Raw genomic sequence first — 18,057 nt, 5'->3', positions numbered from 1 at the left:
GTGGGAGCGACGGTGCGACGATTCGACTTGCTCGCGAAGGCGGTGTGTCATTCAATTCAATATTGACTGACCCGACGCTTTCGCGAGCAAGTCGAATCGTCGCACCGTCGCTCCCACGTTTTTTATGCGTCAGGCGGCAAGTTATTTGGCAGAAGACACCCGCCACACCTTATTGCCGACATCATCCGCCACCAGCAAGCCACCTTGCTGATCGATCACCACGCCCACTGGCCGACCTAGCGCATTCTCGTCCTTGTCGAGGAAACCGGTCAGCACATCCACCGGTGTACCGCTCGGCTTGCCTGCGGTAAACGGCACGAAAATCACTTTGTAGCCACTGTGCGGCTTGCGGTTCCACGAGCCGTGCTGGCCGATGAATGCGCCTTCCTTGAACTGCGCCGGCAGGGTGTTGCCCTCGGCAAAGCTCAGGCCCAACGAGGCGGTGTGCGGGCCGACGGCGTAATCCGGGGCGATGGCCTTCGCCACCAGTTCCGGGTTTTGCGGCGATACGCGGACGTCGATGTGCTGACCGTAATAGCTGAACGGCCAGCCATAGAAAGCCCCGTCCTTGACCGACGTGATGTAGTCCGGCACCAGGTCGCTGCCAATCTCGTCGCGCTCATTCACTGCTGTCCATAGCGCGCCACTGTTGGGCTCCCATGCCAGGCCATTGGGGTTGCGGATGCCTGAGGCGAAGATCCGGTGATTACCGGTCGCCCGATCGACTTCCCAGATCGCTGCGCGACCTTCCTCTTTATCCAGACCATTTTCGCCAACGTTGCTGTTCGAGCCGACCGTGACGTACAGCTTGCTGCCGTCCTTGCTGGCGATGACGTTTTTGGTCCAGTGGTGATTCAGGGTGCCGCCCGGCAGATCGACCACCTTGATCGGCTGCGACTTGATCTCGGTCGTGCCGGGTTCGTAGTTGAAGCGCAGCAGGCGATCGGTATCGGCGACGTACAGATCGTTGCCAACCAGCGTCATGCCGAACGGCGAGTTGAGGTTTTGCAGAAACACTGTGCGCGTCTCGGCCACGCCATCGTGATCGGCGTCACGCAGCAGGGTGATGCGATTCGGGCTCGGCACGCCAGCACCGGCCTTGCCCATGACGTTCTTCATCACCCAGCCACGGATGCCGCTGCTGTCGTCAGGCTTTGGCGGGGCATTGGTTTCCGCCACCAGCACATCGCCATTGGGCAGCACATAGAGCCAGCGCGGATGGTCGAGGCCTTCGGCGAATGCCGCGACCTGGGTACCGGCCGCTGCCGTCGGTTTAGCGCCTTCGGGCCAGCCGATCGCCGGGGCGATGTTCACCGTGGGGATCAGGGTTTTGTTCGGTTCGGGCAGCTTCGGTGACGGGCCAGTGCCGTCGGAGACTTGCAGGCTGGAGGATTCACCACAGGCGGCGAGCCCTCCGGCGACGGCGATGACAAAAACGAGCTGGGGCGTGCGCATTGCTGATCTTCCCTATGAATGCATTCCTAATCATAGAGGAGGGCGCAAGCCCGATGGTTCCACTGCTCAGCCGCGCGCTTCCTTGAACAGCACGGCGATGCCCGGGTGATAGTTGCCGGCTTCGCTGCGCAATTTGCGGTAGGCATAGGGGAAATACCAGGCGACGGCGCAGGTGTGTTCCTTTTGCAGGTCGTCGACCATGTCCTGCAGTTCTTCGGGGCTGGCGCTGTGCTGGGCTTTTTGCGGCGCGACAAACAGGCAGCCAAGCTTGAGATCGCTGGCATAGCTGATTCGCTTGGCGTCGTTGGTGATGTCCAGCAGGGCTTGGGTCAGATTCAAGTTGGTAACCTTCGGCCAGCGCTGAGTGGCCTGGATAAAGGCGCGATCTTCGGCGCTGGCGAGGAACAGGTCGGCGCGAGCGTTGCGCTCGCCTTCTTCGTTCTGTTTGCGCGTGGCAGTGTCGTTCAACGTGACCAGTTCGGCCATCCACGCCGCTGCCGAGAGCAATCCGAGATTGGCTTTCTCGTCATGCCAGTACGGGGTGTCGCTGTCGCCGCGCACGGCGTTGTAACGGTCGATACAGTCAAACCAGCGTTCAAGCACCGGGCGCAGAAATTCCAGGCGCGGGTTGCTGATGATCATGCCTTGCATCGTCATCATCCTTTATTGTTGTGGTGGGCTTTTCGGGAAAAGCATGGCTCTTTGATATCATTTGTATCAGTGTGGCACAAGATTGGCGTCAGATAATTGATCGGCGGCAGTTATTCGCCCGATGGCCGCCTCTTTAATTGACGCTCCACCCCCAACCCTCTAACCTTCGCCGCTTGTTTCAGGTGCTCTGTGACCCCCGTCGACAGAGTGAAACAGGGAAGCCGGTGAGGGTTGTCTTCGCTCGAAGCACCACCACAATCCCGGCGCTGCCCCCGCAACGGTAAATGAGTGAAAACTGCGTCGAATGCCACTGCTCAACAGCGGGAAGGCGCGCAGTCAGGCCAACGCCGCTCATGAGCCCGGAGACCGGCCTGATTCATCCAGCGGCATCACGGTGGGCGATGCCAGGCTTTTTGCCGTCTATCTTGTGCCTGCCCGCCGTTATCCAGCCTCAACGGAGAGCTCCCCCATGACTGATTCCCCCGAGCGCGACGAACGCCATCTGGCGCGTATGCAGCGCAAAAAAGCCGTGATCGACGAACGCATCGCCAACTCGCCCGACGAGTGCGGCCTGGTGCTGGTGCTGACCGGCAACGGCAAAGGCAAAAGCAGTTCGGCGTTCGGCATGCTCGCCCGCGCCATGGGCCACGGCATGCAGTGCGGTGTGGTGCAGTTCATCAAGGGCCGCAACAGCACCGGCGAAGAGCTGTTTTTCCGCCGCTTCCCCGAGCAGGTGCGTTTCCACGTGATGGGCGAAGGTTTCACATGGGAAACCCAGGATCGTCAGCGCGACATCGCCGCCGCCGAAGCCGCGTGGGCAGTCTCGCGCGAATTACTGCGTGATCCGTCGATCGGTCTGGTGGTGCTCGATGAGCTGAACATCGCCCTCAAGCACGGCTATCTCGATCTCGATCAGGTACTCAGCGATTTGCAGGCGCGTCCGCCAATGCAGCACGTGATCGTCACCGGTCGTGCGGCCAAGCCGGAAATGATCGAAATGGGCGACACGGTCACCGAAATGGGCATGCTCAAACACGCCTTCCAGGCTGGCATCAAAGCGCAGAAAGGCGTCGAACTTTGAATCAACCTCGTCACTGCCCGGCGGTACTTATCGCCGCGCCGGCCTCCGGTCAGGGCAAGACTACCGTCACCGCCGCGCTGGCCCGTTTGCATCGCAATCAGGGGCGCAAGGTACGCGTGTTCAAATGCGGCCCGGACTTTCTCGATCCGATGATCCTTGAGCGCGCCAGCGGTGCGCCGGTGTATCAACTCGATATGTGGATGGTCGGCGAGCAGGAAAGTCGTCGGCTGTTGTGGGAAGCCGCTGCCGAGGCGGATCTGATTCTGATCGAAGGCGTGATGGGCCTGTTTGACGGCACGCCGTCCAGCGCCGATCTGGCGCGGCATTTTGGTGTGCCGGTGCTCGGCGTGATCGACGGCACGGCCATGGCGCAGACTTTCGGTGCGTTGGCGTTGGGCTTGGCGAAGTACCAGCCGGATCTGCCGTTTGCCGGTGTGCTCGCTAATCGCGTCGGCACCTTGCGCCATGCGCAGTTGCTCGAAGGCAGCCTCACCGAAGGTCTGCGCTGGTATGGCGCGTTGTCCCGCGAGACGGGCATCGAGCTGCCAAGTCGTCATCTCGGCCTGGTGCAGGCCAGTGAATTGAATGACCTCGATGTGCGTCTCGATGCCGCTGCCGAAGCATTGGCCAGCAGTTGCGAAGTAGCGCTGCCACCGGCCGTGGAGTTTGCCGCACCGGACGTGATCGCTGTCGAGCCGCTGCTGAAGAATGTGCGAATTGCCGTCGCCCGTGATGAAGCGTTTGCCTTCACCTACGGCGCGAGTCTCGATCTGTTGCGGGCGATGGGTGCTGAGTTGAGTTTCTTCTCGCCGATTCGCGATACGCAATTACCTGAAGCGGACAGCGTGTATCTGCCCGGTGGTTATCCGGAATTGCATCACGTTGCGCTGGCGCAGAACACCGCGATGGTTGAAGCGATTCGCGTGCATCATGCAGCGGGTAAACCGTTGCTCGCTGAATGTGGCGGGATGCTGTATCTGCTCGATTCTTTGACTGACGTTGCAGGCACTCGCGCCGAATTGGTTGGGCTGCTTAAAGGCGACGCGGTGATGCAGAAGCGTCTGGCGGCGTTGGCGTTGCAAGCTGTGGATCTGCCGGAAGGTTCGTTGCGTGGGCACACTTATCACCATTCGCTGACGACTACCGAACTGGCGCCGATTGCGCGGGGTTTGAGCCCGAATGGCGGGCGTGGGGCCGAGGCGGTTTATCGGCAAGGGCGGATGACGGCTTCTTATGTGCACTTCTATTTTCCGTCGAATCCTGTGGCTGTCGCAGCATTGTTTGCACCGTCCCTTGAGGACGCTATCGCGAGCAGGCTCACTCCTACAGTGGGCGGTGTAATGCCTGAAGGTACGCAATCCCCTGTGGGAGCTGGCTTGCCAGCGATGGGGCCATGACCGACAACGCATTCTCCGAAGTCGAGCGCCAAGCGGTTTATAGAGCCATCGCCGAACGCCGCGACATGCGCCACTTCACCGGAGGCAGCGTCGAGCCGGAGCTATTGCGCCGACTTTTGGAAGCCGCCCACCAGGCCCCAAGTGTCGGCCTGATGCAGCCCTGGCGCTTCATCCGCATCAGCGATAGAACCTTGCGCGGCCAGATCCAGAATCTCGTCGAAGAAGAACGCGTGCGCACCGCTGAAGCACTCGGCGAGCGCAGTGACGAGTTCATGAAACTCAAGGTCGAAGGCATCCACGATTGCGCCGAAGTGCTGGTCGCGGCGCTGATGGATGATCGCGAAAAACACATCTTCGGTCGCCGCACGCTGCCAGAAATGGACATGGCCTCGCTGTCCTGTGCGATCCAGAACTTGTGGCTGGCCTCGCGCGCTGAAGGCCTGGGCATGGGCTGGGTTTCGTTGTTCGAGCCGCAGGCGCTGGCCGATCTGCTGAAATTACCGGAAGGCGCCAAGCCGCTCGCCGTTTTGTGTCTGGGCCCGGTCAAGGAATTCTATCCGGCGCCGATGCTGGTACTCGAAGGATGGGCGCAGGCGCGTCCGCTCAATGAGTTGCTGTACGAAAATTATTGGGGAGTGAGTCAATGAGTGTGGCGTTGTTGAGTGTCGCCGCGGTCGCGCTGGATGCGCTGCTGGGTGAACCGAAACGCTGGCATCCGCTGGTGGCGTTCGGCAATTTCGCCGGGCGCATCGAGCAACGGTTCAACGCCGGTGGCCGAGGCTGGCGCAGCCATGGCGTCACCGCGTGGGTGATCGCGGTGCTGCCGCTGACCTTGCTCGCCACGGCGTTTTCCTGGGCGCCGTATGTGGGTTGGGTCGTCGAGATTCTCGCGCTGTATTGCGCACTCGGCATGCGTAGCCTCGGTGAGCATGTCGCCCCGGTGGCTGCCGCATTGCGCGCAGATGATCTGGACGAGGCGCGCAAGCGTGTCGGCTATCTGGTCAGTCGTCAGACCGATGAACTCGACAGCACCGCTGTCGCTCGCGCTGCCACTGAGTCAGTGTTGGAAAACGGCAGTGACGCGGTGTTTGCCGCGCTGTTCTGGTTTGTCGTGGCGGGTGCGCCGGGCGTGGTCCTCTATCGCTTGAGCAACACGCTCGATGCGATGTGGGGCTATCGCAACGAACGCTTTGAACGTTTCGGCTGGGCAGCGGCGAAAATCGACGACGTGTTGAACTACATTCCTGCGCGCCTGGTGGCGTTGACTTACGCGCTGCTCGGCAAAACCCGACTCGCCTTGAAATGCTGGCGTGCGCAGGCACCGAAATGGGACAGCCCCAACGCCGGTCCGGTCATGGCGGCGGGCGCCGGTGCCTTGGGCGTGGAGTTGGGTGGGCCGGCGATTTATCACGGTGAACTGCACGAGCGCCCGCAACTTGGCGAGGGCGCAGCGGCTGACGCCGATTCCATCGATCGCGGCTGGCAATTGGTCCAGCGCGGGGTATGGTTATGGCTGCTGATTCTCTGCGTGGGGGCTGAATTCTATGCTTGAGCACGGTGGCCGGCTGCGCAGGGCTGCACTCGATTACGGCATCGCCGAGGCGGACTGGCTCGACCTGTCCAGCGGTCTGGCGCCGTGGCCATTCCCGATCCCGGACATCCCGCTGCGCGCCTGGGCGCGCTTGCCGGAAACCGATGACGGTCTGGAGCAGGCCGCGTGCGATTACTACGGTGCCGCGCAGGTGCTGCCGGTGGCCGGTTCGCAGATGGCCATCCAGTTGCTGCCGCGTTTGCGCCGGGCCGGCAAGGTCGGCGTGTTGTCGCCGTGTTATGCCGAACATGCCGAAGCCTGGCGCCGCAGCGGTTACATCGTGCGCGAAGTGCTGGAACAGGAAGTCGAGTTCTTTCTCGACAGTCTCGACGTGTTGGTGGTGGTCAACCCGAACAACCCCACCGGCCTCAGCCTGACCCCGGCGCGATTGCTCGACTGGCACGCGAGGTTGGCTCAGCGCGGTGGCTGGCTGGTGGTCGATGAAGCGTTCATGGACAACACGCCGCAGTTGAGTCTGGCGGCGCATGCGCATCAAGTCGGGCTGATCGTGCTGCGTTCGTTCGGCAAGTTTTTTGGCCTCGCCGGCGTGCGTTTGGGCTTTGTCCTCGCCGAGCGCAAGTTGCTCAAACTGCTCGCCGAACAGGTCGGGCCGTGGGCGGTGAGCGGGCCGACGCGAGTGCTGGGACAAGCCTGTCTGCAAGACACTGAAAACCACACTCGCCAGCGGATTCGCAGCGATGCAGCGAGCGAACGGCTGGCCGCGTTGCTTGAGCGCTACGGCTTCAAGCCGCAGGGCGGCTGTGCCTTGTTTCAGTGGCTGATCACCGATCAGGCGCAAGCGTTATACGAATTCATGGCCCGACGCGGCATTCTCCTGCGCCTCTTCAGCCACAACAGCAGTCTGCGTTTTGGCTTGCCGGCCGACGCGGCTGAAGAGGCGCGTCTCGAGCACGCGTTGATCGCCTTCACCAAGGACAATCCATGACCACGCTGATGGTGCAGGGCACCACTTCCGACGCCGGTAAAAGTACGCTGGTGACGGCGCTGTGTCGCTGGGCGACGCGTCAGGGCGTGGCGGTCGTACCGTTCAAGCCGCAGAACATGGCGCTCAACAGTGCAGTGACCGCCGATGGTGGCGAGATCGGTCGTGCGCAAGCGGTGCAGGCGCAAGCGGCGTTTCTTGAGCCGCACACCGACATGAACCCGGTGCTGCTCAAGCCGAACAGCGACACTGGCGCGCAAGTGATCATTCATGGCCGCGCGGTGACGTCGATGAATGCCGTGGCGTATCACGACTACAAAGCCATCGCGATGAAAGCCGTGCTGGCCTCCCACGAGCGACTCAGCGCTGCGTACCCGCTGGTGATGGTCGAAGGCGCGGGCTCGCCGGCGGAGATCAATCTGCGTGCTGGCGACATCGCCAACATGGGCTTTGCCGAAGCGGTGGATTGCCCGGTGTTGCTGATTGCCGACATCAACCGTGGCGGCGTTTTCGCCCATCTGGTCGGCACGCTGGAGTTGCTCTCGCCGAGCGAACAGGCGCGGGTCAAAGGTTTCATCATCAACCGTTTTCGCGGTGACATCGCCTTGCTGCAACCGGGCCTCGACTGGCTCGAACAACGCACCGGCAAACCGGTGGTTGGTGTGTTGCCGTACGTGATGGATCTGCATCTGGAGGCCGAGGACGGCATCGATCAGCGCCAGACCGACAAGGCCGAACAGGTCTTGAAAGTGGTGGTGCCGGTGCTGCCGCGTATCAGCAACCACACCGACTTCGATCCGCTGCGTTTGCATCCGCAGGTCGACCTGCAATTTGTCGGCCCGGGGCAGGCGATTCCTGCGGCTGACCTGATCATCCTGCCGGGCTCGAAAAGTGTGCGCAGCGATCTGGCTTACCTGCGCGCCAACGGCTGGGATACCGCGATCAATCGGCATCTGCGTTACGGCGGCAAAGTGCTGGGGATCTGCGGTGGTCTGCAGATGTTCGGCGAGCAGGTACATGACCCGCTCGGCCTCGAAGGCACGCCAGGCTCCAGCGCCGGTTTGGGCTTGCTGGCGTTCGAAACCACGCTTGAAGCCGAGAAGCAGTTGCGCAATGTGCGCGGACGGCTGGCGCTGGAAGATGCCGAGGTCAGCGGCTATGAAATTCATGCCGGCGTGACCAGCGGACCGGCGTTGGAAACCGCTGCCGTGTATCTGGATGACGGCCGTTGCGACGGTGCTCAGAGTGCCGACGGACAAGTGTTCGGCACGTATTTGCACGGCCTGTTCGAATCGCCGATGGCGAGTGCGGCGTTGCTGCGCTGGGCCGGCTTGAGCAATGTGCAGGAGGTGGATTATCACGGCTTGCGCGAGCGCGATATCGAGCGCCTGGCGGATCTGGTGGAGAAGCATCTGGACACTGAACTGTTGCGGCGGTTCTGTGGGATTTGAGGTGCCTGTGCTGGCCTCTTCGCGAGCAGGCTCGCTCCCACAATTATCGGTTGGCTTTAGATTCTGTTTACACCCCATAACCCTGTGGGAGCGAGCTTGCTCGCGAAGGGGCCAGTTGCCTCACCACATAATTCTGTGGATACAACCATGCTCCAACTGATCCTCGGCGGCGCCCGCTCCGGCAAAAGTCGTCTGGCCGAAAAACTCGCCAGCGACAGTAATCTTGCGGTCACCTACATCGCCACCAGCCAACCGCTGGATGGCGAAATGAACGACCGCGTCGCCCACCATCGCGCCCGCCGTCCCGCCGAATGGGCGCTCATCGAAGAGCCGCTGGAACTGGCCCGCGTCCTGCGCGAAAGTGCCAGCGCCGAGCGTTGCCTGCTGGTCGACTGCCTGACCTTGTGGCTGACCAATCTGCTGATGCTCGATGACGCCGAACGCCTCGCCGCCGAGCGCGAAGCCTTGCTCGAATGCCTGGCCGCGTTGCCGGGTGAAATCATTTTTGTCAGCAACGAGACCGGAATGGGTGTCGTGCCGCTGGGCGAATTGACTCGCCGCTACGTCGATGAAGCCGGTTGGCTGCATCAAGCTCTGGCTGAGCGCTGTCAGCGTGTTGTCCTGACTGTCGCCGGCCTGCCCCTGACTCTGAAAGGACCTGCGTTATGACTCAATCCTGGTGGCTGAACCCGTGTGAACCGGTCGATCTGAACGTCGTTGAACAAGCGACGGCGCGGCAGCAGCAACTGACCAAACCGGCCGGTTCCCTCGGTCGTCTGGAGGCGGTGGCGGTGCAACTGGCCGGTCTGCAAGGCCAGGTCAAACCAACGCTGGAACAGGTCTGGATCGCGATTTTTGCCGGTGATCACGGCGTGGTCGCAGAAGGTGTTTCGGCGTTCCCGCAGGAAGTCACCGGGCAGATGCTGCTCAACTTCGTCAGCGGCGGCGCGGCGATCAGCGTGCTCGCGCGGCAGCTCGGTGCACAATTGGAAGTGGTCGATCTGGGCACGGTCAATCCTTCGCTGAACCTGCCGGGTGTGCGCCACTTGAACATTGGTCCGGGTACGGCGAACTTCGTCCATGGCGCGGCGATGACTCAGGCTCAGGGCGAGCTGGCGTTGCAGGCCGGTCGCGACAGTGTGCTGCGGGCGAAAGCGGCTGGCGCGCAGTTGTTCATCGGCGGCGAGATGGGCATCGGCAACACCACCGCGGCGAGTGCGCTGGCCTGCGCCTTGCTCGATTGCCCGGTGGTGCATCTGACCGGTCCGGGCACCGGGCTGAATGCCGAAGGTGTCAGCCATAAAGCGCAAGTGATCGAACGCGCATTGGCATTGCATGCAGCGCAGCGTGGCGATGCGTTGCAGACGCTGTTCAATCTGGGTGGTTTTGAAATCGCCGCGCTGGTGGGCGCCTATCTGGCGGCGGCGCAACAAGGCGTTGCGGTGTTGGTCGACGGGTTCATCTGTACGGTCGCTGCGTTGGTGGCGGTGCGCTTGAATCCGGCGTGCCGCGAATGGCTGTTGTTCGGTCACCGTGGCGCCGAGCCGGGCCATCGCCATGTGCTGGAAACGCTGAGCGCCGAGCCGTTGTTGGAGCTCGGTCTGCGCCTGGGTGAGGGCAGTGGCGCCGCGCTGGCGGTGCCGTTGTTGCGTCTGGCCTGCGATCTGCACGGGCAGATGGCGACGTTCGCCGAAGCGGCGGTGGCGGATCGTCCGGCATGACCCTGCACCTGGATCTGCTGCGCCATGGCGAGACTGAGTTGGGCGGTGGTTTGCGCGGCAGCCTCGATGATGCGCTGACCGAAAACGGCTGGACGCAGATGCGTGCGGCCGTGGTCGAGGGCGGGCCGTGGGATCGGATCGTCAGTTCGCCTTTACAGCGTTGCGCGCGGTTTGCCGCAGAGCTCGGTGAGCAACTGAAGCTGCCGGTACAGCTGGAAAAGGATCTGCAAGAACTGCATTTCGGCGCCTGGGAAGGGCAGAGCGCGGCAGCGTTGATGGAGACGGATGCCGAAGCCTTGGGGTTGTTCTGGGCCGATCCGTATTCGTTTACGCCGCCGCAGGGTGAACCGGTCAGCGAGTTTTCTTCTCGAGTGCTGGCAGCGGTTGCGCGCTTGCACAGTACCTACGCGGGTGAGCGGGTGTTGCTGATCAGTCATGGCGGCGTGATGCGCCTGTTGCTGGCGCAAGCGCGCGGATTGCCGCGCGAACAACTGCTCAATGTCGAGGTCGCTCACGGCGCGTTGTTTGCGCTGACGGTCGAGGCCGACGGTTCACTCAAGGAAAGTCACTGATATGTTGCCGCTGTGGATCGCCCTGCAATTTCTCAGCAGTCTGCCGATTCGCTTGCCGGGCATGCCCGAGCCGGAACAGCTTGGGCGTTCGCTGCTGTTTTATCCGCTGGTAGGGCTGCTGTTCGGCGTGATCCTGTGGGCGTTGAATCTGGCGTTGGCGGGCGCACCGTTGTTGCTGCATGCGGCGCTGCTGCTGACGGTATGGGTGTTGCTCAGCGGCGCGTTGCACCTTGATGGCCTGGCCGACAGCGCCGATGCCTGGCTTGGCGGTTTTGGTGATCGCGAGCGCACGCTGACGATCATGAAAGATCCGCGCAGCGGGCCGATTGCGGTCGTCACATTGGTGTTGGTGTTGCTGCTCAAGTTTGCGGCGTTGCTGGCGCTGATCGAGCAGGGGCATGGGCTGGCGTTGATCATCGTGCCGTTGCTCGGGCGGGCGGCGTTGTTGGGGTTGTTTCTGACCACGCCGTATGTGCGGGCTGGCGGGCTGGGGCAAGCGTTGGCGGATCATCTGCCGCGCAAGGCTGGATGGTGGGTCTTGGGCGTCAGTGCATTGGTCTGCTTGCTGATTGCCGGGTTCAGTGCCGTCGTTGCGCTGGTGATTTCGGTCGGTGTGTTTGTCTGGTTGCGGCAGGTGATGATGCGGCGATTGGGTGGGACGACGGGCGATACGGCGGGGGCATTGCTGGAATTGCTGGAGATGGTAGTGCTGGTTGGATTGGTTTTGGTCTGAAGTTTTTTATCGGTCATGCTGGCCCCTTCGCGAGCAAGCTCGCTCCCACATTTGAAATGCGCTCTCCTGTGGGAGCGAGCTTGCTCGCGAAGGCGGCCTCACCGGCAGCACAAATGTTATGGGTAAACTCATCTGTAACTTGATTTAACACAGTCGCGGGTATATACACGCATCATGCTTCCCTCTCAGTGTTTGTGCACCAACCTGCGTCGCGCCGCTCGTGGCGTCAGCAGGCATTACGACGGCGCTCTCGACGGCTTCGGGATCAACGTTGCCCAGTATTCTCTGCTGTGCAATCTGCAGCGTCTGGATCAACCGAGCATCTCGGAACTGGCCGAAGCCATGGGTCTGGATCGCAGCACTCTCGGGCGCAATCTGCGGGTGCTGGAAGGTGAGGGGCTGGTGGCGTTGGCCGAAGGCGAAGACATGCGTAACCGCATCGTCAAACTCACCGAGACCGGCGTGCAGCGCCTGGCGGCCGCACTGCCGGCCTGGGAAGCGGCGCAGCAGCGGTTGATCGACCGACTGGGCGCCGAGAAGCGTGAAACCTTGCTCAGATTGCTGGATGAACTGGCCTGAGGCCGGTTTTTTCCAAACTCAAGCGGGTATATACCCGCAAGCGGAGAATAACAATGACATCGATGTGGCGTACGTGCGGTTGGGTGTTGGTCGGTAGTGCGCTGATCCTGGCGTTGTCATTGGGCGTGCGGCACGGCTTCGGCTTGTTTCTGTCACCGATGAGTGCGCAATTTGGCTGGGGGCGTGAGGTGTTTGCTTTCGCCATCGCCTTGCAGAACCTGATCTGGGGGCTGGCGCAACCATTTACCGGCGCGCTGGCCGACCGCTTTGGCGCGGCAAAAGTGGTGCTGATCGGCGGCGTGCTCTACGCCTTGGGCCTGGTCTGCATGGGCTTGTCGGATTCGGCCGTGACGCTGTCGCTGAGCGCCGGTCTGCTGATCGGCATCGGTTTGTCCGGCACCTCGTTCTCGGTGATTCTCGGCGTGGTCGGGCGTGCCGTGCCAGCCGAAAAACGCAGCATGGGCATGGGTATTGCCAGCGCCGCCGGTTCGTTCGGCCAGTTCGCCATGCTGCCGGGCACTCTGGGGTTGATCGGCTGGCTCGGTTGGTCGGCAGCGCTGTTGGTGCTCGGCCTGCTGGTGGCGCTGATCGTGCCGCTGGTGAGCATGCTCAAGGACAAGCCGCTGCCGGTACTCGGTCATGAACAAACGCTGTCCGAGGCCCTGCGCGAAGCTTGCTCGCATTCCGGATTCTGGTTGTTGGCATTCGGCTTTTTCGTCTGCGGTTTTCAGGTGGTGTTCATCGGCGTGCATCTGCCGGCCTACCTGGTCGATCAGCATCTGCCCGCCAGTGTTGGCACTACGGTGCTGGCGTTGATCGGTCTGTTCAATATCTTCGGCACTTACACCGCCGGCTGGCTCGGCGGGCGCATGTCCAAGCCGCGCTTGCTGACCGCGCTGTATTTGCTGCGTGCAGTGGTGATCGTGCTGTTCCTGTGGCTGCCGGTGACGACTACGTCGGCGTATCTGTTCGGCATGGCCATGGGTTTCCTCTGGCTGTCGACGGTGCCGTTGACCAACGGTACGGTGGCGACCTTGTTTGGCGTGCGAAACCTGTCCATGCTCGGTGGCATCGTGTTCCTGTTCCATCAGCTCGGTTCGTTCCTCGGCGGCTGGCTGGGCGGGGTGGTGTATGACCGCACCGGGAGTTATGACTTGATCTGGCAAGTGGCGATTCTTCTGAGCCTTTTGGCCGCTGCGTTGAACTGGCCGGTGCGCGAGCGTCCGGTCGCGCGTCTGCAAGCCGCTGCGAGCGCCGCATGAGTCGACTCTGGCCGCGTATCGTCATTGCCGCACTCGGCGCCGCTTTGCTGACGCTGGTGTGGTGGGGATGGCATCAGGGCGGTCTGGCGCTGATGCAGTTGGGCATGAGCATTTGCTAGAACGTGGCGTGACGAGTAACGTCGAACTCTGACGACTGCTCAAGGATGTTCGACATGCTGATGCGCTGGTGTGCTGTTCCCGCGTTGCTGATGGCGTTGACTGGTTTGGCTCAAGCCGCTGACTGTCCCGAATTGCTGCAAGGCTCGCTGCCCAAGCTGCGGGCCAAGGAATCCATCGATCTGTGCCAGCAATACGCTGACAAACCATTGGTGGTGGTCAATACCGCGAGTTTCTGTGGTTTTGCCCCGCAGTTCGAAGGCCTTGAGGCGCTGCATAAGCGCTTTGAGTCGCAAGGGCTGCAAATGCTCGGTGTGCCGTCCAACGACTTCAAGCAGGAATCCAAAGACAGCGCCGAGACCGCCAAGGTCTGTTACGCCAACTACGGCGTGACGTTCGCCATGACCGAACCGCAAAAGGTCCGTGGCGATGACGCCACGCACTTGTTCCAGGTATTGGCGGCACAGAGCAGCGCGCCGAAGTGGAATTTCTACAAATACGTGGTCGATCGACAAGGTAAGGTGATTGCCAATTTCTCCAGCCTGACCAAGCCGGATGATCCGGAGTTTATTGCTGCGATCGAAAAGGCTATTGCGTCAAAACCCCTTAAGCCCTAGCGCTGCCGCAGTGAGGCAAAAACGCCGGAGATAAAAAAGCCCCGCCTCTGCAAAGAGAGCGGGGCTTTTTCGTGGGCGAGGGGTCAGCCTCGCCGTGCAGCATCAGAAGCGGTAGGTCGCGCCGACACCGAAACCGTTTGCCGAGTTTTCATACTTGGCGTTGTAAGTCTGGCCACGATCGTTTTCGTTGCGGATCTTGACCGACTCTTCCTTCAGGTACGAGTAAGCAACGTCGATGGTCAGGTCTTCGGTCGGGCTCCAGCCGGCACCGATGCTGAAGATAGTCCGGTCGCCGGTAGGAATACGTGGCGAACGGTCAACGTTGTTGGTCGGCGACTGGTCGAAGGTCAGACCGGTACGCAGTACCCATTCCTTGTTCAACTGGTACGAAGTACCCACGGCGTAAGCCCAGGAGTCGTGCCAGTTCTGGTCTTCGGTGATTTCACCGAACTGACCGGCCAGCAACGGCTGCACACCGGAGTTCTTGACGGTGATTTTTTCCAGCTGGCTCCAGCGGGTCCAGGTCGAACCGGCGTAAACGTTCCAGCGATCGTTGATCGCCTGAGTAACCGAGAAGTCGACGGATTCAGGCGTGGTGATCTTCAGCGAAGCGTCGTACTTCTGGTTGGCGCCCAGACCGATTGCACCGAGCACACCGTAGTTGACCTTGGTGTTGCCCTCGAGCTTGTAGTCGACTTTCGAGTGGTACGTCAGACCCAGGCGAGTGGTGTCAGTGGCTTGTACCAGTACACCGATGTTGTAGCCCAGCGCGGTGTCGTCGCCCTTGATCTTGACCTTGCCATCCGGCGCGGCCTGAGTGATCGACAGGTTGGATTCCAGCGTACCGTCGATGCGGTTGATGGTCGGACCGAAACCGATCGACACCTTGTCGTTGAAGGCGTAGCTGACGGTTGGCTGGAAGGTGATCACTTGTACTTCGGACTTGCTGCCGAAATAACGGCCGGCGAAGTTGTTTTCGTAGTCGGTAATCAGGCCGAACGGCACGTAGACGCCGAGGCCGAATGCCCAATGATCATCGATTGGTTTGACGTAGAAGCCCATAGGTACGGAGGTGAAGGGCACCATGTCGCCTTTGTTGCTGCCGCCGTTAGGGCTGGAGCTGGCATCGCTGATATCGGTTTTTGCATCGAGGAATGCAACACCGCCAGTGACTTGTTCGCGCTTGAGGCGCGACATGCCGGCAGGGTTGCCATAAACAGTGCTTGCGTCGTCGGCAGAAGAAGATCGCCCAGCGTAACCAGTGCCCATCCCGCTGATACTGTGTTCGTTGATGGCAAAGCCAGCTGCGAAGATCTGGGTGGATGCCATGGTAACGGCGAGGCTAAGGGTGGTTTTGAGCATTACTTTTTTCATTATTAGAACTCCTGGTGATCACCGGGGCGAAAATTACCAACATTTTCGCTCCGGCGCTATAGTCCGTATGCCTTGAGTTAGAGCGGTTTTGTAGGACAATCCGACCAAATTCGCCACCTGATGAGCGATCTTGTGAAACTCATGGGTCAGCAAGCGACCTGATTCAGCGGTGAAACACAGGTTTGCCAAGCGCAGGTGAAGTCACGCAGACGACCCTGCGGTTGAAAGGTCTGACGCCAGATGCGCGCCATTCCGAGCAAATCGTCGGGGTCGGGGAGGGTGGGGTTTTGTTCTTCTACCAGCAGCCAGGCGATGGCTGTGGCGTAACGCAGGTTAACGGTCAGTTCCAGATGCGGGCCACTGAGAAAAGCATGTTGGCTGGCGAGGCCGCGAACCAGGCTGGCGCGCTCCGGATCGAGAGCCAGATAATCATCCCACAGAGCCTGATGACGGTGCTCGGCAATGCGGTAGAGGCCGTGACCACGGCGGTCATGCAGGGCGGACCCGAGGGCGGACTGGCTGGCAGCGATGCCCAGTAAAAGGGACTCGGCAGTTGCGCAGTGACGCCCCAGATAAATCAGCGTGGGACGGATCACATAGCGGCACAGTTCGCTGGCAGCGATACCCATAAAATCCTCGGATCTTGTTATTGGGCGGCGATGCCTGAAGGGGCCTTGGCAGCGGTGGATCGACTCAGGCTCGCCGGAAGCGGATCACGCCGCTTGAGTTGAAGTGTAGTGTCATATTCACGACGTAAAGGCCTGTTTTTAAAATATTTCCGGCGTGGAGTTATAACCGTTATATCCGATGGTGCTTAAGCGCAAAGGGTAAAAAACGAAACATCAGGCAATAAAAAGCCCCGCGTTTTAAGCGGGGCTTGTGCTTTTTGCAGCCTTTTCGGCTCTCAGGCAATCAATGCCTGACGGGTCCGGTCGATCACGGCCTGCAGCGGTTCGGCGCTGGAGTACTGATCGGGGTACAGACGCTCGCTGTGGCGGGCGATACCGTGTTCGTTGACCAGGGTAAAGCTGAAGCAGCCTTTGCGAGCGGCCATGATCAGGCAGTTCATTGGTGCAAAAGCGTTGGTTAGGGTGCGAATGGCATCCTGAGTATGGATTTGAGTAGACATAGTTATTAGGTGTTCCTACAAATGACACGGATAAGAACCGTGCAACGTTAAAACGTTCCAGTAACGTCGATCACCATTGATCGAACGAAGAACCCGACTGGAACAAAGCAGCCAGTTTGAAGCGCTATTAAGTTGGCGCGCTTGGGCTGGCAGGTAGGTACTTAGGAGGGCAGGCATCACAACGAGGGCAAAGGTTCTGGGCCCGGGGTGAAGATCCTGATCAATTTGCAGGTTGGTTCGGTCAGAGTAAGTGTTCTTCGCAACACCCTTCGCATCATTCGAAGGCCGTGTTGGCGCAAGATTTACCTGGAAACCATCGAGGGGTCGTTCCCGCTTTTTTCGGTTGGGCTTCTTGGTAGAAGGCTGACCGTGGGGATATGTTCGACCGGAATTGACTTTCAGCTTGGTACTAACGCCGCGGATACTAACGGATCGAAATGGGTAAAGCAAACCCTGCGTGAAAAAAGTTTGCAGCGATTGCCAGCCTCTACTCTCGATGCGCTGGCGCGCCCTGCATTGACTCGTTTTTGCGACCGTCGGTCGGTGAAGAAATGTTCATGAATCGCGTGCCAGACCGGCTTATCCCCAGGAAACTCATGAAAGCGACCCGAAAAAGCGCATCGATATAACCGGGTAACCGCTACTTGTGCACATTAGTTGCGCAGGCTGTAACGGCGCTGTCACATCAATCCTGACTCCGGTAGCTGCCTGCATCAAAAGTTTAAGTCAATGAAAAACATCGCTTTTTTTTGTTGGTGAAAAAATCGTCAGTTTGACTGCGGGCCCCATTCCATAAGGCTTTGCGAGGGTTGAAGGGCGGTTGTCCACTGAGTTATCCACAGCTTCTGTGGATTGTCCCAAGCGCTTGCTCTAGGACGGGCGTGCCGGGTTGTTTTTCGACTTTACCTGTAAGAAAAAGAGAGTAGAGTGGCGCGCCTTCCGATCTGTCCCACAGTGCTTTATGAAGTTTCGCTCAGTATCAGACCCTGTTACCTCAGAACCTCCTCGTGTTACCTCCCCCAAGCGATTTTCCGTGCGCGTGGCCGAATGGCTGCTCGACAGCCCGCGTCTGGGCGACAGCCGTAATGCCAAGCACCTTGCCGGGCGCCTGCTCAAGCAGCCGGCGCGCGAAGGCGTAGTCGTTGCGCAAAGCCGTCTCGGTCAATTGATGTGCCGCGAGTGCGGCAATGCCCGCGATCGCCGCATCGGTCAGGACCTGCTGCGCCAGGCCGCCCGTGCCGGTGACCGGCGTGCGCAACAGGAACTCGGTCTGATCGAAGACTGAGCTGTCCAAGACCTGACGCCTTGGTTAACCTTCAGGCTTTATAAGATCGGCGGGAGTGGCTATGGCTATGGACTTGACCAGCGTATTGCTGGGGCTTGC

At 60.6% G+C, this 18,057-nt stretch carries 21 protein-coding genes and 1 riboswitch; of the genes, 16 read left to right on the top strand and 5 right to left on the bottom strand.

All coding sequences use genetic code 11. The features are described 5' to 3' along the window. Positions 1-141 precede the first annotated feature (141 nt). Positions 142-1,455 (bottom strand): PQQ-dependent sugar dehydrogenase, encoded by a 1,314-nt coding sequence (locus WA225_RS27760; protein ID WP_422610417.1) that lies wholly within the window; start codon positions 1,453-1,455, stop codon positions 142-144. Positions 1,456-1,521: 66 nt separating this feature from the next. Further along, positions 1,522-2,106, bottom strand: coding sequence for a hypothetical protein (locus WA225_RS27755; RefSeq protein WP_422610416.1), 585 nt, complete (start codon positions 2,104-2,106; stop codon positions 1,522-1,524). A gap of 163 nt (positions 2,107-2,269) precedes the next feature. Continuing rightward, positions 2,270-2,495, top strand: a riboswitch (cobalamin riboswitch). Positions 2,496-2,575: 80 nt separating this feature from the next. On the opposite strand from WA225_RS27755, the gene cobO reads away from it, so the two are divergent. From cobO to WA225_RS27685, 14 genes are all read left to right on the top strand, one after another. Further along, the gene (gene cobO / locus WA225_RS27750) at positions 2,576-3,187 is read left to right on the top strand and encodes a cob(I)yrinic acid a,c-diamide adenosyltransferase (protein ID WP_003223053.1); all 612 of its coding nucleotides are present in this window, start codon (positions 2,576-2,578) and stop codon (positions 3,185-3,187) included. Further along, positions 3,184-4,584: a cobyrinate a,c-diamide synthase gene (locus WA225_RS27745; protein ID WP_422610415.1), complete on the top strand. Its 1,401-nt coding sequence runs from the start codon at positions 3,184-3,186 to the stop codon at positions 4,582-4,584. The genes cobO and WA225_RS27745 overlap by 4 nt, the downstream gene beginning before the upstream one ends. Beyond that, positions 4,581-5,231 carry a 5,6-dimethylbenzimidazole synthase gene (gene bluB, locus WA225_RS27740; protein ID WP_422610414.1) on the top strand — a complete coding sequence of 217 codons (651 nt, stop codon included), beginning with the start codon at positions 4,581-4,583 and terminating at the stop codon, positions 5,229-5,231. Before WA225_RS27745 ends, bluB begins: the two co-directional genes overlap by 4 nt. Further along, a complete protein-coding gene (gene cbiB / locus WA225_RS27735; RefSeq protein ID WP_422610413.1) occupies positions 5,228-6,136 on the top strand; it encodes an adenosylcobinamide-phosphate synthase CbiB in 909 nt (302 codons plus the stop codon). Before bluB ends, cbiB begins: the two co-directional genes overlap by 4 nt. Further along, complete coding sequence (gene cobD / locus WA225_RS27730) at positions 6,129-7,121, top strand: threonine-phosphate decarboxylase CobD (protein ID WP_422610412.1); 993 nt, start codon at positions 6,129-6,131, stop codon at positions 7,119-7,121. The genes cbiB and cobD overlap by 8 nt, the downstream gene beginning before the upstream one ends. Further along, positions 7,118-8,569 carry a cobyric acid synthase gene (locus WA225_RS27725; RefSeq protein WP_422610411.1) on the top strand — a complete coding sequence of 484 codons (1,452 nt, stop codon included), beginning with the start codon at positions 7,118-7,120 and terminating at the stop codon, positions 8,567-8,569. Before cobD ends, WA225_RS27725 begins: the two co-directional genes overlap by 4 nt. A 147-nt stretch (positions 8,570-8,716) precedes the next feature. Further along, the gene (cobU, locus tag WA225_RS27720; protein ID WP_422610410.1) at positions 8,717-9,238 is read left to right on the top strand and encodes a bifunctional adenosylcobinamide kinase/adenosylcobinamide-phosphate guanylyltransferase; all 522 of its coding nucleotides are present in this window, start codon (positions 8,717-8,719) and stop codon (positions 9,236-9,238) included. Next, positions 9,235-10,290: a nicotinate-nucleotide--dimethylbenzimidazole phosphoribosyltransferase gene (gene cobT, locus WA225_RS27715; RefSeq protein ID WP_422610409.1), complete on the top strand. Its 1,056-nt coding sequence runs from the start codon at positions 9,235-9,237 to the stop codon at positions 10,288-10,290. Before cobU ends, cobT begins: the two co-directional genes overlap by 4 nt. After that, entirely contained in the window at positions 10,287-10,862 is a 576-nt protein-coding gene (gene cobC, locus WA225_RS27710) for an alpha-ribazole phosphatase family protein (RefSeq protein ID WP_422610408.1), read from the top strand. The genes cobT and cobC overlap by 4 nt, the downstream gene beginning before the upstream one ends. A 1-nt stretch (position 10,863) precedes the next feature. After that, positions 10,864-11,595, top strand: coding sequence for an adenosylcobinamide-GDP ribazoletransferase (locus WA225_RS27705; protein WP_422610407.1), 732 nt, complete (start codon positions 10,864-10,866; stop codon positions 11,593-11,595). 174 nt (positions 11,596-11,769) lie between these two features. Next, positions 11,770-12,174, top strand: a complete 405-nt coding sequence (locus WA225_RS27700; protein WP_007919794.1) for a MarR family winged helix-turn-helix transcriptional regulator — start codon at positions 11,770-11,772, stop codon at positions 12,172-12,174. A gap of 53 nt (positions 12,175-12,227) precedes the next feature. Continuing rightward, positions 12,228-13,436 (top strand): MFS transporter, encoded by a 1,209-nt coding sequence (locus tag WA225_RS27695; protein WP_422610406.1) that lies wholly within the window; start codon positions 12,228-12,230, stop codon positions 13,434-13,436. Beyond that, positions 13,433-13,555, top strand: coding sequence for a hypothetical protein (locus WA225_RS27690; protein ID WP_422610405.1), 123 nt, complete (start codon positions 13,433-13,435; stop codon positions 13,553-13,555). The genes WA225_RS27695 and WA225_RS27690 overlap by 4 nt, the downstream gene beginning before the upstream one ends. 54 nt (positions 13,556-13,609) lie before the next feature. Next, positions 13,610-14,170 carry a glutathione peroxidase gene (locus tag WA225_RS27685; protein WP_422610404.1) on the top strand — a complete coding sequence of 187 codons (561 nt, stop codon included), beginning with the start codon at positions 13,610-13,612 and terminating at the stop codon, positions 14,168-14,170. Between the two features lie 102 nt (positions 14,171-14,272). Here WA225_RS27685 and WA225_RS27680 read toward each other — a convergent pair whose 3' ends face one another. The 3 genes from WA225_RS27680 to WA225_RS27670 all read right to left on the bottom strand — a co-directional run bounded on the left by WA225_RS27680 (position 14,273) and on the right by WA225_RS27670 (position 16,673). Then, positions 14,273-15,544: an OmpP1/FadL family transporter gene (locus WA225_RS27680; protein ID WP_422610403.1), complete on the bottom strand. Its 1,272-nt coding sequence runs from the start codon at positions 15,542-15,544 to the stop codon at positions 14,273-14,275. 146 nt (positions 15,545-15,690) lie between these two features. Beyond that, positions 15,691-16,173 carry a hypothetical protein gene (locus WA225_RS27675; protein WP_008077902.1) on the bottom strand — a complete coding sequence of 161 codons (483 nt, stop codon included), beginning with the start codon at positions 16,171-16,173 and terminating at the stop codon, positions 15,691-15,693. Positions 16,174-16,448: 275 nt separating this feature from the next. Then, positions 16,449-16,673: a hypothetical protein gene (locus tag WA225_RS27670; RefSeq protein ID WP_034156218.1), complete on the bottom strand. Its 225-nt coding sequence runs from the start codon at positions 16,671-16,673 to the stop codon at positions 16,449-16,451. Between the two features lie 207 nt (positions 16,674-16,880). Here WA225_RS27670 and WA225_RS27665 point away from each other — a divergent pair, with 207 nt between their 5' ends. Both WA225_RS27665 and WA225_RS27660 read left to right on the top strand, forming a co-directional pair. Continuing rightward, on the top strand, positions 16,881-17,234 hold the full coding sequence (locus WA225_RS27665) for a hypothetical protein (protein WP_422610402.1): 354 nt from the start codon (positions 16,881-16,883) through the stop codon (positions 17,232-17,234). A 400-nt stretch (positions 17,235-17,634) separates the two neighbouring features. Then, positions 17,635-17,958 carry a hypothetical protein gene (locus WA225_RS27660; RefSeq protein WP_081265164.1) on the top strand — a complete coding sequence of 108 codons (324 nt, stop codon included), beginning with the start codon at positions 17,635-17,637 and terminating at the stop codon, positions 17,956-17,958. The last annotated feature ends 99 nt before the right edge of the window (positions 17,959-18,057 follow it).

Source organism: Pseudomonas sp. (assembly GCF_049300855.1).
Taxonomy (GTDB): Bacteria; Pseudomonadota; Gammaproteobacteria; order Pseudomonadales; family Pseudomonadaceae; genus Aquipseudomonas.
This window is presented reverse-complemented; position numbering and strand designations above follow the sequence as displayed.

What these genes read in the sequence shown, in the direction of transcription:
- WA225_RS27675 (WP_008077902.1), bottom strand. Translation starts at nt 16,173, where the DNA reads ATGGGTATCGCTGCCAGCGAACTGTGCCGCTATGTGATCCGTCCCACG.
- WA225_RS27690 (WP_422610405.1), top strand. Translation starts at nt 13,433, where the DNA reads ATGAGTCGACTCTGGCCGCGTATCGTCATTGCCGCACTCGGCGCCGCT.
- cobD (WP_422610412.1), top strand. Translation starts at nt 6,129, where the DNA reads ATGCTTGAGCACGGTGGCCGGCTGCGCAGGGCTGCACTCGATTACGGC.
- WA225_RS27755 (WP_422610416.1), bottom strand. Translation starts at nt 2,106, where the DNA reads ATGCAAGGCATGATCATCAGCAACCCGCGCCTGGAATTTCTGCGCCCG.
- WA225_RS27725 (WP_422610411.1), top strand. Translation starts at nt 7,118, where the DNA reads ATGACCACGCTGATGGTGCAGGGCACCACTTCCGACGCCGGTAAAAGT.
- WA225_RS27685 (WP_422610404.1), top strand. Translation starts at nt 13,610, where the DNA reads ATGCTGATGCGCTGGTGTGCTGTTCCCGCGTTGCTGATGGCGTTGACT.
- cobT (WP_422610409.1), top strand. Translation starts at nt 9,235, where the DNA reads ATGACTCAATCCTGGTGGCTGAACCCGTGTGAACCGGTCGATCTGAAC.
- WA225_RS27670 (WP_034156218.1), bottom strand. Translation starts at nt 16,673, where the DNA reads ATGTCTACTCAAATCCATACTCAGGATGCCATTCGCACCCTAACCAAC.
- WA225_RS27705 (WP_422610407.1), top strand. Translation starts at nt 10,864, where the DNA reads ATGTTGCCGCTGTGGATCGCCCTGCAATTTCTCAGCAGTCTGCCGATT.
- WA225_RS27695 (WP_422610406.1), top strand. Translation starts at nt 12,228, where the DNA reads ATGACATCGATGTGGCGTACGTGCGGTTGGGTGTTGGTCGGTAGTGCG.
- WA225_RS27680 (WP_422610403.1), bottom strand. Translation starts at nt 15,544, where the DNA reads ATGAAAAAAGTAATGCTCAAAACCACCCTTAGCCTCGCCGTTACCATG.
- cobO (WP_003223053.1), top strand. Translation starts at nt 2,576, where the DNA reads ATGACTGATTCCCCCGAGCGCGACGAACGCCATCTGGCGCGTATGCAG.
- bluB (WP_422610414.1), top strand. Translation starts at nt 4,581, where the DNA reads ATGACCGACAACGCATTCTCCGAAGTCGAGCGCCAAGCGGTTTATAGA.
- cobU (WP_422610410.1), top strand. Translation starts at nt 8,717, where the DNA reads ATGCTCCAACTGATCCTCGGCGGCGCCCGCTCCGGCAAAAGTCGTCTG.
- cobC (WP_422610408.1), top strand. Translation starts at nt 10,287, where the DNA reads ATGACCCTGCACCTGGATCTGCTGCGCCATGGCGAGACTGAGTTGGGC.
- cbiB (WP_422610413.1), top strand. Translation starts at nt 5,228, where the DNA reads ATGAGTGTGGCGTTGTTGAGTGTCGCCGCGGTCGCGCTGGATGCGCTG.
- WA225_RS27700 (WP_007919794.1), top strand. Translation starts at nt 11,770, where the DNA reads ATGCTTCCCTCTCAGTGTTTGTGCACCAACCTGCGTCGCGCCGCTCGT.
- WA225_RS27660 (WP_081265164.1), top strand. Translation starts at nt 17,635, where the DNA reads ATGAAGTTTCGCTCAGTATCAGACCCTGTTACCTCAGAACCTCCTCGT.
- WA225_RS27760 (WP_422610417.1), bottom strand. Translation starts at nt 1,455, where the DNA reads ATGCGCACGCCCCAGCTCGTTTTTGTCATCGCCGTCGCCGGAGGGCTC.